We start from the raw sequence: 13350 nt of genomic DNA, 5'->3' as shown, positions 1-13350 counted from the left end.
CAAGATGACTAAAAAAAGAGTAGTTGTTACAGGACTTGGAGCATTATCTCCACTTGGCAACGACGTCGATACAAGTTGGAATAACGCAATCAACGGTGTGTCCGGAATCGGTCCGATCACTCGTGTTGACGCTGAAGAATATCCGGCAAAAGTTGCCGCTGAATTAAAAGATTTTAATGTTGAAGATTATATGGATAAAAAAGAAGCCAGAAAAATGGACCGCTTTACACAATATGCGGTTGTGGCTGCGAAAATGGCGGTTGAAGACGCAGATCTTAACATTACCGATGAGATCGCACCGAGAGTCGGTGTTTGGGTAGGCTCCGGTATCGGAGGACTTGAAACACTAGAGTCTCAATTTGAAATCTTCTTAACAAAAGGCCCAAGACGGGTAAGCCCGTTTTTCGTGCCAATGATGATTCCTGACATGGCGACAGGCCAGATTTCTATTGCATTAGGAGCAAAAGGGGTGAACTCTTGTACGGTTACAGCATGTGCTACAGGAACGAACTCCATCGGTGACGCGTTTAAGGTTATTCAGCGCGGCGATGCAGACGTGATGGTCACAGGCGGAACAGAAGCGCCGCTGACAAGAATGTCATTCGCCGGCTTTAGTGCCAACAAAGCGCTGTCTACTAATCCAGATCCGAAAACAGCGAGCCGCCCGTTTGATAAAAACCGTGATGGCTTTGTCATGGGGGAAGGTGCAGGGATTATCGTTCTTGAAGAACTTGAGCATGCCCTGGCCCGCGGCGCTAAAATTTACGGAGAAATTGTCGGCTACGGCTCAACCGGAGACGCTTATCATATCACAGCGCCGGCCCAAGACGGTGAAGGCGGAGCGAGAGCGATGCAAGAAGCCATTAAAGATGCAGGCATTGCACCTGAAGAAATTGATTACATCAATGCTCACGGGACAAGCACGTATTACAACGACAAATACGAAACAATGGCGATTAAGACCGTTTTTGGCGAGCATGCGCATAAACTTGCGGTAAGCTCTACAAAATCGATGACAGGCCACCTCTTAGGAGCAGCCGGCGGTATTGAAGCCATTTTCTCTATCCTGGCCATTAAAGAAGGCGTGATTCCGCCGACAATCAATATTCAAACACCTGACGAAGAATGTGATTTGGATTATGTGCCTGATGAAGCCCGCAGACAGGAACTTAATTATGTTCTCAGCAACTCATTAGGATTCGGCGGACACAACGCAACATTAATCTTTAAGAAATATCAATCATAATCAAGCCAAACCGGCTGCCCCCAAAGGGTAGCCGGTTTTTTTTGTGTGCATAGGATTAAAAGAGGAGGCGATCACATGAGTGTAGAACAAACATATAGCTGGCTCAGGAAGGCTGATTCAATAGATGATTTGGCGCATTACATTATCCCGCTTTTTTCAGGTGCGGAGAAAAAGAACTGGAATGGCATTCTGGGACACCTTCAGCATCATGGGATGTTTAAAAACATAAAAGAGGGTATTCAGACTGTTTCCAAGCTGAAGGAAAAAGGTTTTTACGGACATATCCAAAAGGAAGAACAGTACCTCAAAAACAAATGGCAAGGTCCTGATGTACCAATTGTCACGCTGCCGGTTGATGAACGAAACAGGAGAATCCGTTTAGAATTCGGATCAAAATCAGGACTCGCCTTTCAAGACAAAATGTTCCTTTTTCTTTCGTCAGATTTAGATTTTGGGTCGGTATCTGCCCTTATGACGCATGAGTATCATCACGTTTGCCGGTTAGGTCATCTGACAAAAGAGGAAAAGGATGTCACATTACTTGATACAATCATCATGGAAGGGCTGGCGGAATATGCTGTTTATGAGAGGTTCGGCCGAAGTCAAACGGCTGAGTGGACGACTTGGTATACACCGGAGCAGCTTCAGGCTTTATATGAAAAAAAGATTGCGCCCCATCGGGATATCAAACGGGATAATCGATTATTTCCCCAGCTGTTATTCGGCAAAGGATATCAGCCAAAAATGCTTGGATACGCAGTTGGATTCAATATTGTAAAAAAATATTTAACTGCCAGCAAGGCAAGCACCGCAGACGGACTGTCCATTCCTGCTGAAACCTTTTTGGATGCAATGCTTTAAAAGGATAAAATAATGGAATTTCATTAATAATATTACATTTATCCTAAAAAATTCTTGATTTTGCAAAATGATTGTAATAATATACAACTATAAAATTTTTCGATAATTCAATATTATTTATTATTTCTGAATAAAGGGATTGCTTTCTCTTGAAAACGTTTGACAACAAGAGGGGGGAAAGGGGAGCTAGCATGAGCACACTTTTAGAAGTGAATAATTTAAAGACTTATTTTTTCAGGAAAAAGGAGCCGATCCCTGCGGTTGACGGAGTCGATTTTCACATCAGCAAAGGCGAAACCGTCGCACTTGTAGGTGAATCGGGCTCCGGAAAAAGCATTACTTCTTTATCAATTATGGGCCTCGTCCAAAGCTCAGGCGGAAAAATCATGGACGGCTCTATTAAACTCGAAGACAAAGACCTCACCTCATTCACTGAAAACGATTATTGCAAAATCCGCGGTAACGAAGTATCCATGATCTTTCAGGAACCAATGACCTCCCTTAATCCGGTGTTAACAATCGGAGAACAAATTACCGAAGTGCTGATTTACCATAAAAACATGAAGAAAAAAGAAGCCCGTCAACGGGCTGTTGAACTCTTGCAGATGGTCGGTTTCTCCCGGGCGGAGCAAATTATGAAAGAGTACCCGCATCGGCTGTCCGGCGGTATGAGACAGAGGGTGATGATTGCCATCGCACTGAGCTGTAATCCTAAACTGCTCATTGCTGATGAACCAACGACAGCGCTGGACGTGACAATACAAGCCCAGGTGCTGGAGCTCATGAAAGATCTCTGTCAGAAGTTCAATACATCGATTCTTCTGATCACACACGACTTAGGTGTCGTGTCTGAGGCTGCCGATAGAGTAATTGTCATGTACTGCGGACAAGTCGTAGAAAACGCTACCGTTGATGACTTATTTTTAGAACCGCTTCATCCGTATACAGAAGGCCTGCTTACGTCAATTCCTGTTATAGATGGAGAGATTGATAAATTAAATGCGATTAAAGGCAGTGTGCCTACACCGGATAATCTGCCGCCGGGGTGCCGTTTTGCCCCAAGGTGCCCGAAAGCTATGGATAAGTGCTGGACAAATCAGCCTTCGCTTTTGACACACAAAAGCGGAAGAACGGTGAGATGCTTTTTATATGAGGAAGAGGGTGCCGAACAATCATGACAGCAGCTAATCAAGAAACAATCTTAGAGCTTCGTGACGTAAAAAAATACTTTCCGATCCGGTCAGGCCTTTTTCAAAGAAAAGTCGGTGATGTAAAAGCGGTGGATGGTGTTTCATTTTCGTTAAAAAAAGGAGAAACACTCGGAATCGTTGGAGAGTCGGGCTGCGGAAAATCGACTGCCGGCAGAACGATGATCAGACTGTACAAACCGACAGAGGGCCAAATTCTTTTTAAAGGGCTGGATATTTCCAATCTGTCAGAGGAGAAGCTGCGGAAGAGTGTCCGCAAAAATATTCAAATGGTTTTCCAAGATCCATTTGCTTCGTTAAACCCGAGAAAGACCCTGCGTTCCATCATAAAGGAGCCGTTTAATACGCACAACATGTATACCATGCGTGAACGAAACGAAAAAGTTGAAGAGCTGCTTGCAAGAGTAGGGCTTCACCCGTCGTTTGCCAGCCGTTATCCCCATGAATTTTCCGGCGGCCAGCGCCAGCGGATCGGCATTGCCAGAGCACTCACTTTGAATCCAGAGCTGATCATTGCAGATGAGCCGGTTTCCGCACTTGATGTATCCATTCAGGCCCAAGTGATTAACTTGATGGAGGAATTACAGGAAGAATTTAATCTTACGTATCTATTTATCTCTCATGATCTGAGTGTCGTACGCCATATCAGCGACAGAGTCGGAGTAATGTATCTTGGCAAAATGATGGAACTGACCGGCAAGCATGAGCTTTATGACAACCCGCTTCACCCATATACCCAAGCGCTTTTATCCTCCGTTCCGGTTACAAGAAAAAGAGGATCTGTCAAACGTGAACGCATTGTCCTGAAGGGAGAACTGCCTAGTCCGGCCAACCCGCCAAAAGGCTGCGTATTCCACACAAGATGTCCTGTTGCAAAATCGATATGCAAGGAACAAATACCAGAATTTAAAGAAGCTGCTCCCAGCCACTTTGTGGCTTGTCACCTTTATAGCTAATGTTGCCCGCACAGCTTTGAGAGGGGGTATGCACACTACATAAACAACAGCTGAGAAGAACGAACATTTCAAGAGGGGGAATATCTAATGAAAAGACGGAAAACCGCACTGATGATGCTAAGTGTATTGATGGTTCTGGCCATCTTTTTATCAGCCTGCTCGGGATCAAAATCAAGCAACAGCAGCGCGAAAAAATCAGCAGGCAAACCGCAGCAAGGCGGGGATTTGGTTGTTGGTTCAATCGGAGCGCCAACACTTTTCAACTCATTATATTCAACAGATGAATCAAGTACAGATATTGAACAAATGATTTACAGCTTTTTAACGAAAACCGATGAAAACTTAAATGTCAAAATGTCACTGGCGGAAAGTGTGAAAGAGCTGGATGGCGGATTGAAATATGACGTAAAAATCAAAAAAGGCGTTAAGTTCCATGACGGAGAAGAGCTTACTGCCGATGATGTCGTCTTTACGTACAGCATTCCGCTTAATAAGGATTACAAAGGAGAGCGCGGCTCTAACTTTGAAATGCTGAAATCAGTAGAGAAAAAGGGCGATTATGAGGTTTTATTTACGCTGAAATACAAAGACCCTAACTTCTATAACAATACATTAGACAGCTACGGGATTCTGCCTGAGCACATTTTAAAAGATGTACCGGTTGCAGAGCTTGAAGATAACGAATTTAATAGAAAAAATCCAATCGGCTCAGGGCCTTTCAAATTTAAAGAATGGAAAGACGGACAATACGTGAAGCTTGTTGCCAATGATGATTACTATGACGGCCGTCCGTATTTAGACAGTGTCACGTATAAAATCATTCCTGACGCCAATGCAGCAGTTGCCCAGCTTCAGGCCGGAGATATTGATTTCTTTAACGTGCCGTCAACTGACTATAAGACAGCTGAATCGTTTAATAATGTCAAAGTCGTAACAGATTTAGCGTTAAGCTATACGTATATCGGCTGGAATGAGAAAAATGAGCTGTTTAAAGACAAAAAAGTGCGCCAGGCGCTTACGACAGCTTTAGACCGTGAAACAATGGTGCAAACCGTATTAGATGGGGACGGGAAGGTCGCTTATATCCCTGAAAGTCCGGTTTCATGGAACTATCCGAAAGATATAGAGGTTCCTAAATTTGAATACAACGTCAAAAAAGCTAAGAAGATGCTGAAAGAAGCCGGCTGGGAAGATACTGACGGTGACGGCATCCTCGATAAAGACGGTAAAAAATTCGAGTTTACACTGAAAACGAATCAAGGAAATAAAGTTCGTGAAGACATTGCAGTTGTTGTTCAAGAACAATTGAAGAAAGTCGGGATTAAGGTAACGCCGCAAATCGTTGAGTGGAGTGCATTAGTAGAACAGACAAATCCACCTAATTGGGACTATGACGCAATGGTTTTAGGATGGAGTTTATCAACGTTCCCAGACCATTACGATATCTTCCATTCTAGCCAGTCTGAAAAAGGCTTAAATAACATGTGGTACAAAAACCCTGAAGTTGATAAGCTTCTCAAAGATGCAAAATCAATCAGTGACCGTAACGAATACTCAAAAGCTTACGAAAAGATTTACCAAAAACTTGCTGAAGATCAGCCGTATACCTTCCTTTACTATCCGAACAACCATATGGCGATGCCGGCTAACTTAGAGGGTTATGTGTATCATCCGAAACGCGAGTTGTACCAAATTGAAAAATGGTGGCTTGCCCAATAATTTTCCCTTGAAGGGGAGGGAGTGCGTTTCCTTCCCCTTTGAATTTGAAAAAGAACAACGAAGGGGACAAGAATATGGTTACATATATTATTCGAAGGACGTTATCTTCGATTCCTATTCTATTGGGAATTACAATTTTATCTTTCATTATTATGAAAGCCGCTCCAGGGGACCCGATGACACTTATGATGGACCCTACGATCAGCCAGGCAGACAGGGCTCAGTTTATTGAAAAATACGGTCTCAATGACCCTGAGTATGTTCAATATTTAAAATGGCTAGGCAATATGGTTCAAGGTGATTTCGGCACATCCATCATCAGAAAAGGGACGCCTGTTTCAGAACTGATTTTAGCACGGCTGCCCAACACACTCCTCTTGATGCTGGTGTCAACAATTTTGGCGCTGATCATTTCCATCCCATTCGGGGTAATTTCTGCAAAAAAACCTTATTCGAAGCTGGACTACGGCATTACATTTACTTCATTTATCGGTTTGGCAATCCCGAATTTTTGGTTCGGTTTGATTTTAATCATGGTTTTTGCCGTGAATCTCGGCTGGTTTCCAACCGGGGGAGTCGCCACCCTGAACTCAGATTTCAGTATAGTAGACCGGATTCATCATTTGCTTTTACCCGCTTTTGTGCTGGCGACAGCTGATATGGCAGGCTTAACGAGATATACAAGATCCAATATGCTTGATGTTTTAAATCAAGATTATATCCGGACTGCCAGATCAAAAGGTTTCAAAGAGAATCGAGTATTATTTAAGCACGGCTTGCGGAATGCACTATTGCCTGTTATTACGATTTTCGGCTTAATGATTCCTTCCTTTATTGGCGGAGCGGTTGTCGTAGAGCAGATTTTCACTTGGCCGGGATTAGGAAAGCTGTTTGTCGATTCAGCATTCCAGCGCGATTATCCGGTTATCATGGCAATGACTGTGATCTCGGCGGTTCTTGTCGTTGTCGGAAACCTCATTGCAGACATCCTTTACGCGATTGTTGATCCGCGGATCGAATATTAAAAGGAGGGAAACAGAGATGTCAGAGCTGCAAACAACTCCCTCGCCGGAGATCAGGCTGAAAGAAAATATTTCGAAAAAGCCAGAAACAATGACAAAGATTTTCTGGGAAAAATTCTCGAAAAACAAACTGGCCATTTTAGGTGCCGTTATTCTTTTTATCATTATTATGTCGGCTGTTTTCGCCCCTTTAATTGCACCTTATCCCCAAGAGCAGCAAAGCCTGCTTGATAAATATAAGGCGCCGGGCCTTGAACATCTGATGGGAACGGATAAATTTGGACGTGATATTTTCAGCCGGATCCTATATGGAGCGCGTGTCTCTTTATTGGTTGGATTTGCGTCCGTAGTCGGTTCGATTTTGATCGGAACGGTTTTAGGAGCATTAGCCGGATATTTCAGAGGAATAGTGGATGCTGTCATTATGCGTGTAGTTGACATTGTGTTATCCATTCCTGATATTTTCTTGTTGATCACGCTGGTCACCATTTTCAAGCCGGGTGTGGACAAACTGATTTTAATTTTCTGTCTCACAGGATGGACCACAACAGCACGATTAGTAAGGGGAGAATTCTTGTCGCTCCGTTCAAGGGAATATGTTCTTGCTGCTAAAACAATTGGAACAAAAACGCACAAAATTATTTTTTCTCATATCCTCCCCAATGCGTTAGGACCGATTATTGTGTCAGCTACGCTGAAAGTAGGGTCTGTTATTCTAGCTGAATCGGCGCTAAGCTACTTAGGCTTTGGAATCCAGCCGCCAATCGCTAGCTGGGGGAACATGCTTCAAGACGCACAGAATTTCACAGTAATGATTCAAGCATGGTGGTACCCGTTATTTCCCGGGCTATTTATTTTAATGACCGTTTTATGCTTCAACTTTGTCGGTGATGGCCTGCGGGATGCGCTTGACCCGAAAAATATTAAATAAAAATGAATATCATATCTGTTATAAAATATCACCAAATCAGAAAAAAAGCAGGTCTCCTTTTGTCAGAAAATATACAAAGAGATCTGCTTTTTGTGATTCTTGCATAAAACCAGTGATTCCAGATTTCCTCAATCTCTTTGGAATAATTTCTCTATCCCTTGCCTATACTGTGGACAACAGTTTTTATAAAAGTGAGGGGTTAGAGATGTTATTTCTTCATGATGTGTGGGTCAATTGGTTTGAAGGGGAAGAAAATGGGTACAATGTATGCCACTTTCACGAATGGCGCAAGGAAGATACGGTTGAGCTTTTGGATCAGGTGCCGCTGTTAAGGGTGCCGTCAGTACTGTTTCATTACATAGAAAACGATTTGTCAGAGCTTCCGAAAGGTTTGCTTGAAGACGTACATCAGAAATCGTACATTCGGAAAAATCATGAGCGGACAAAGCTTGAGTATTGTTTTGTCGTAACAGACGGAATCGGCATTTTAGCTGTCGACACGATCGGCTACACGATCCCTGTCAGAAAAAGCCGTCTGATCCCAAGACAGGAGCAGCTCGTTTATGAAATGGTAAAAGATGTAGAGCCTGAAACATATGAATTTGAGCCAAAGAAGCTGGAATCCTCCAAGGAATATCACATCTTATCATTAGCACCAGAACATGTCAGAGGACTTACAAGAAAAGAACGGCAAATTAAGCAGCTGATGTTTATGGCGCTTGACCAATTAAAAGGGCTGAAAAACCGAGCGGAAATTGGCTACTGGTACACAGAGTGGAATCCGCATATGTATGAACAAATCAAAAGGATGAGCTTTGAAGAGATTTGGGACATGCTGTATAACGAAACAATTGAAGGCTGGTCGGACAAGCACCTAGCTTTTTGCGAAAACCTAATAAAAGGACAGCCTTTTTTCGAAAAGCTTTGGGAAATGGAAAACGAATCAAAGGTCAACTAAAAAAACCGCTCTTTGCAAAGAGCGGTTTTTTGATTAGCGTCTTTTTCTTCCAAGACCCATGGCATTCTCCATTTTTTTCAGCATTTTGTTTGCTGTCCGGTTCGCTCGTTCCGCGCCTTCATCAAGAATCCGGTCTAATTCTTCAGATTCTATCAGCTCGTAATAGCGGTCCTGGATCGGTTTTAATGCGTTCACCACGACTTCTGCCAAATCACCTTTAAACTCGCCGTAGCCTTTTCCTTCGTACTTTGCTTCAAGCTCTTCAATTGTCGTATTGCCGAGGATTGAATAAATTGTAAGAAGGTTGGAAACGCCCGGTTTGTTTTCCTTATCAAATTTGACAATGCCTTCAGAATCCGTTACAGCGCTTTTGATTTTCTTTTCAAGCTGCTTCGGCTCATCCAGCAGGGTAATATAAGCTTTCTGGTTCGGATCAGATTTGCTCATCTTCTTCAGCGGATCATTCAGAGACATGATACGTGCACCGACTTTTGGAATTTTCACTTCCGGAATCGTGAAGATGTCGTTGTATTTTTTGTTGAAGCGTTCTGCGAGATTCCGCGTCAGCTCAAGGTGCTGCTTTTGATCCTCACCGACAGGCACAAGATCCGTTCCGTACAGCAGAATATCAGCGGCCATTAGCGGCGGATATGTTAACAGGCCGGAGACGACAGCTTCATTGCCTTTGGATTTGTCCTTAAATTGAGTCATCCGCTCAAGCTCGCCGATATATGCGACACACTGCATCATCCATCCGGCCTGCGCATGCGCGGGGACCTCTGATTGAATAAACAATGTTGCTTTTTCTGGATCAAGTCCGACAGCTAAGTAAAGCGCTGCGAGATTGCGGATATTCTTTCTAAGCTCAAGCCGGTCTTGAGGAACAGTTATCGCATGCTGGTCCACGATGCAAAAATAGCTATTATAATCATGCTGCAGTTCGACAAACTGCTTCATTGCACCGATATAGTTGCCGAGCGTCACTGAGCCGCTTGGCTGAATGCCTGAAAAAATCGTTTGTTTCATGAAAACATCAACCTCATTTCTTAAAACATAATAAAAAAGGCTCATTCTTCCCCTGTAAAAAAGGGACGAATGAACCGTGGTACCACCCTGATTATTCCATTAAAATGAAATCACTCTGACGTTTGTAACGGAGACTGCTCCGGCTGAGCCTACTTTTTCCAGTTCGGTCAGCTGCTCCAAAGTCCATTCCACATTGCCCGTTATCTGCTCCCAGCACCGCAGACTCTCTTCAAACAGGTGAAATGTGTACTACTCTTTTTCATAGCACGCTTTTCTTTTGATTGCTTCATTATAAATCAATTATAACCAATTGTCATCATGAAAAAACATTCTTTTTTCCAGTAAAATTGTAATAATATAAATAACACGCGTGTTGTAAAATCCTTAAATGATAACTGCTATCAGCGTAAAAACAGGCAGATATTATATGTAAAAAGCAATATGGGCAGAAAACACATGAAAAAGTTTTTAATCAATTTATGCTTTAAATGGTAGAAGGATATTATGTTCATGGAAGAAAAACTAACGAAGTTTAAATATTTTAAATTGATAAAATAATATTGCAATAAATTATTTGTTTCATTATAATGAACTTGTTCACTCTATTGTTACAGCTTTTTTACAAAAATAATCAGAAAAGACGGAACAGAATAAAAGTTGTGGAAACTCAGGTTCATTTGTCTGATATTTCTGAGGATTTAGCCGTAAGGAGCTGAAAATTATTATTAGGGGGTTTGCGAATATGAAAAAACGTTGGTCGATTGTCACGTTGATGCTCATTTTCATTCTCGTGCTGAGCGCGTGCGGCTTTGGCGGCAGCGGATCAAACGGTGAAGGGAAAAAGGACAGTAAAGGAAAGACGACACTTAACATTAATATTAAAACTGAGCCGTTTTCCTTACATCCGGGATTGGCAAATGATTCAGTATCAGGCGGTGTCATCCGTCAGACTTTTGAAGGATTGACACGTATCAATGCAGATGGTGAGCCTGAAGAAGGCATGGCTTCTAAAATTGAAACGAGCAAGGACGGAAAGACATATACATTTACCATTCGTGATGGTGTGAAATGGTCTAATGGAGACCCTGTAACTGCACAAGATTTTGAATATGCTTGGAAATGGGCGCTTGACCCTAATAATGAATCACAATACGCTTACCAGCTCTACTACATAAAAGGTGCTGAAGCGGCGAATACCGGAAAAGGCAGCCTAGACGATGTGGCAGTAAAAGCTGTGAATGACAAAACGCTGAAGGTTGAATTAAATAACCCGACTCCATATTTCACTGAATTAACTGCGTTCTATACGTATATGCCGATCAATAAAAAAATTGCAGAGAAAAATAAAAAGTGGAATACAAATGCCGGAGATGATTATGTATCAAACGGGCCGTTCAAAATGACGGCATGGAAACACAGCGGTTCTATTACTCTCGAAAAAAATGATCAGTATTGGGATAAAGACAAAGTCAAACTGAAGAAAATCGATATGGTTATGATCAACAATAACAATACGGAACTGAAAAAATTCCAAGCTGGCGAACTTGATTGGGCCGGTTTGCCGCTCGGGCAGCTTCCGACAGAATCTCTCCCTTCCTTGAAAAAAGACGGTTCTTTACATGTTGAGCCGATGGCAGGTGTGTATTGGTACAAATTCAACACTGAAGCTAAGCCGTTAGACAACGTCAATATCCGTAAAGCATTATCTTATGCGATTGACCGTCAATCGATTGTTAAAAACATTACGCAAGGTGAACAAATCCCGGCTATGGCTGCGGTGCCGCCGACAATGAAGGGATTTGAGGATAACAAAGAAGGCTACTACAAAGACAACGATGTCAAAACAGCAAAAGAATACCTTGAAAAAGGCCTAAAAGAAATGGGATTAAGCAAGGCATCTGACCTTCCGAAAATCAAATTGTCTTATAACACTGATGATGCACATGCGAAAATCGCTCAAGCTGTACAAGAAATGTGGAAGAAAAATTTAGGCGTTGATGTTGAGCTTGATAACTCAGAATGGAATGTCTATATTGATAAGCTCCACAGCCAAGATTATCAAATCGGCCGTATGGGCTGGCTTGGGGACTTTAACGATCCTATCAACTTCCTAGAATTGTTCCGTGACAAAGACGGAGGAAATAACGATACAGGCTGGGAAAACCCAGAATTCAAAAAATTGCTGAATCAGTCACAAACTGAAACAGATCAAAACAAACGTGCAGAGCTGCTGAAAAAAGCGGAAGGTATTTTCATTGATGAAATGCCGGTAGCTCCAATTTATTTTTATACGATTCCTTGGGTACAAGACGAAAATCTGAAAGGAACTATTATTACTGGAACTGGAGAAATTTACTTCAGAAACGCGTACTTTCAATAAGTCTTATTTGTGAAAACAATAACCTCAAGGTATATGGGGACCTATTTCCCATATACCTTTCTTACTGAGGAATATAAAAAAGTAAAAACCATGGAGGTGTTCCCCCTTGCTAAAATATATCGGAAGACGCTTAGTCTATATGATTATCACACTATTTGTGATTGTAACTGTGACATTCTTCTTAATGCAAGCAGCACCGGGCGGGCCATTTTCAGGTGAGAAAAAGCTTCCGCCTGAAATTGAAGCAAACTTAAATACGCACTATGGCTTGGACAAGCCGCTGTTTGTACAATACGTCAGTTATTTGAAATCAGTTGCAATGTGGGATTTCGGACCATCATTTAAATATAAAGGTCAGAGTGTTAACGACCTGATCAATTCAGGTTTCCCCGTTTCATTCACTCTTGGAGCAGAAGCTATTCTCCTCGCTTTAGCGTTAGGTGTATTGTTTGGAGTCATTGCAGCTCTTTACCATAATAAGTGGCAGGATTATACCGTCGCGATTTTAACGATATTTGGTATTTCAGTTCCGAGCTTTATCATGGCGGCTGTTCTGCAATATGTGTTCTCCATGAAGCTTGGGCTGTTTCCGGTCGCGGGGTGGGAGTCCTGGGCATACACCTTTTTGCCTTCAATCGCACTTGCTTCCATGCCGATGGCGTTCATTGCCAGACTTTCCCGTTCAAGCATGATCGAAGTGTTAAACAGTGATTATATCCGCACTGCGAAAGCGAAAGGGCTGTCTCGTCCAGCAGTTACTGTGCGGCACGCCATTCGAAACGCGCTTTTGCCGGTTGTTACATACATGGGCCCGATGGCCGCCCAGGTCTTAACGGGAAGTTTTATCATTGAAACGATTTTTGGGATCCCGGGTCTTGGTTCACACTTCGTCAACAGTATTACAAACCGTGATTATACAGTCATTATGGGTGTAACGGTGTTCTTCAGTGTCATCCTGCTATTGTGTGTATTAATCGTAGACGTGCTTTACGGCATTATTGATCCGAGAATCAAGCTTTCCAAAGCAAAGAAAGGAGCCTAGG

The 13350-nt window shown here is 42.6% G+C and carries 11 protein-coding genes and 1 other annotated feature; of the genes, 10 read left to right on the top strand and 1 reads right to left on the bottom strand.

Annotation, left to right across the window (positions count from 1 at the left end):
* Nucleotides 1-4 precede the first annotated feature (4 nt).
* From fabF to M1D94_RS15130, 8 genes are all read left to right on the top strand, one after another.
* Nucleotides 5-1246: a beta-ketoacyl-ACP synthase II gene (fabF, locus tag M1D94_RS15165; protein ID WP_003244890.1), complete on the top strand. Its 1242-nt coding sequence runs from the start codon at nucleotides 5-7 to the stop codon at nucleotides 1244-1246.
* A 75-nt stretch (nucleotides 1247-1321) separates the two neighbouring features.
* Complete coding sequence (locus tag M1D94_RS15160; RefSeq protein ID WP_021479557.1) at nucleotides 1322-2107, top strand: DUF2268 domain-containing protein; 786 nt, start codon at nucleotides 1322-1324, stop codon at nucleotides 2105-2107.
* A gap of 191 nt (nucleotides 2108-2298) precedes the next feature.
* Nucleotides 2299-3285, top strand: coding sequence for an oligopeptide ABC transporter ATP-binding protein AppD (gene appD / locus M1D94_RS15155; RefSeq protein WP_003232965.1), 987 nt, complete (start codon nucleotides 2299-2301; stop codon nucleotides 3283-3285).
* Nucleotides 3282-4271, top strand: coding sequence for an oligopeptide ABC transporter ATP-binding protein AppF (appF, locus tag M1D94_RS15150; protein ID WP_021479555.1), 990 nt, complete (start codon nucleotides 3282-3284; stop codon nucleotides 4269-4271). Before appD ends, appF begins: the two co-directional genes overlap by 4 nt.
* 87 nt (nucleotides 4272-4358) lie before the next feature.
* Nucleotides 4359-5990, top strand: coding sequence for a peptide-binding protein (locus M1D94_RS15145; protein WP_032725394.1), 1632 nt, complete (start codon nucleotides 4359-4361; stop codon nucleotides 5988-5990).
* Nucleotides 5991-6064: 74 nt separating this feature from the next.
* Entirely contained in the window at nucleotides 6065-7015 is a 951-nt protein-coding gene (locus M1D94_RS15140; protein ID WP_014476430.1) for an ABC transporter permease, read from the top strand.
* A gap of 16 nt (nucleotides 7016-7031) precedes the next feature.
* Nucleotides 7032-7943: an oligopeptide ABC transporter permease AppC gene (appC, locus tag M1D94_RS15135; protein WP_003232961.1), complete on the top strand. Its 912-nt coding sequence runs from the start codon at nucleotides 7032-7034 to the stop codon at nucleotides 7941-7943.
* 205 nt (nucleotides 7944-8148) lie between these two features.
* Entirely contained in the window at nucleotides 8149-8901 is a 753-nt protein-coding gene (locus M1D94_RS15130) for a YjbA family protein (protein ID WP_003239298.1), read from the top strand.
* A 33-nt stretch (nucleotides 8902-8934) separates the two neighbouring features.
* Here M1D94_RS15130 and trpS read toward each other — a convergent pair whose 3' ends face one another.
* Nucleotides 8935-9927: a tryptophan--tRNA ligase gene (gene trpS, locus M1D94_RS15125; RefSeq protein WP_003245134.1), complete on the bottom strand. Its 993-nt coding sequence runs from the start codon at nucleotides 9925-9927 to the stop codon at nucleotides 8935-8937.
* Nucleotides 9928-9985: 58 nt separating this feature from the next.
* Nucleotides 9986-10199 (bottom strand) — a binding site (T-box leader).
* A 470-nt stretch (nucleotides 10200-10669) separates the two neighbouring features.
* Between trpS and oppA the strand changes: the two genes are divergently transcribed.
* Both oppA and oppB read left to right on the top strand, forming a co-directional pair.
* A complete protein-coding gene (oppA, locus tag M1D94_RS15120; protein ID WP_277709403.1) occupies nucleotides 10670-12307 on the top strand; it encodes an oligopeptide ABC transporter substrate-binding protein OppA in 1638 nt (545 codons plus the stop codon).
* Nucleotides 12308-12413: 106 nt separating this feature from the next.
* Nucleotides 12414-13349: an oligopeptide ABC transporter permease OppB gene (gene oppB, locus M1D94_RS15115; RefSeq protein WP_014479444.1), complete on the top strand. Its 936-nt coding sequence runs from the start codon at nucleotides 12414-12416 to the stop codon at nucleotides 13347-13349.
* The last annotated feature ends 1 nt before the right edge of the window (nucleotide 13350 follow it).

This window comes from Bacillus sp. JZ109, assembly GCF_053903135.1.
The sequence above is the reverse complement of the archived record's forward strand: the minus strand, read 5'-3'. Positions and strand labels throughout refer to the sequence as shown.

What these genes read in the sequence shown, in the direction of transcription:
- fabF (WP_003244890.1), top strand. Translation starts at nt 5, where the DNA reads ATGACTAAAAAAAGAGTAGTTGTTACAGGACTTGGAGCATTATCTCCA.
- M1D94_RS15160 (WP_021479557.1), top strand. Translation starts at nt 1,322, where the DNA reads ATGAGTGTAGAACAAACATATAGCTGGCTCAGGAAGGCTGATTCAATA.
- appD (WP_003232965.1), top strand. Translation starts at nt 2,299, where the DNA reads ATGAGCACACTTTTAGAAGTGAATAATTTAAAGACTTATTTTTTCAGG.
- appF (WP_021479555.1), top strand. Translation starts at nt 3,282, where the DNA reads ATGACAGCAGCTAATCAAGAAACAATCTTAGAGCTTCGTGACGTAAAA.
- M1D94_RS15145 (WP_032725394.1), top strand. Translation starts at nt 4,359, where the DNA reads ATGAAAAGACGGAAAACCGCACTGATGATGCTAAGTGTATTGATGGTT.
- M1D94_RS15140 (WP_014476430.1), top strand. Translation starts at nt 6,065, where the DNA reads ATGGTTACATATATTATTCGAAGGACGTTATCTTCGATTCCTATTCTA.
- appC (WP_003232961.1), top strand. Translation starts at nt 7,032, where the DNA reads ATGTCAGAGCTGCAAACAACTCCCTCGCCGGAGATCAGGCTGAAAGAA.
- M1D94_RS15130 (WP_003239298.1), top strand. Translation starts at nt 8,149, where the DNA reads ATGTTATTTCTTCATGATGTGTGGGTCAATTGGTTTGAAGGGGAAGAA.
- trpS (WP_003245134.1), bottom strand. Translation starts at nt 9,927, where the DNA reads ATGAAACAAACGATTTTTTCAGGCATTCAGCCAAGCGGCTCAGTGACG.
- oppA (WP_277709403.1), top strand. Translation starts at nt 10,670, where the DNA reads ATGAAAAAACGTTGGTCGATTGTCACGTTGATGCTCATTTTCATTCTC.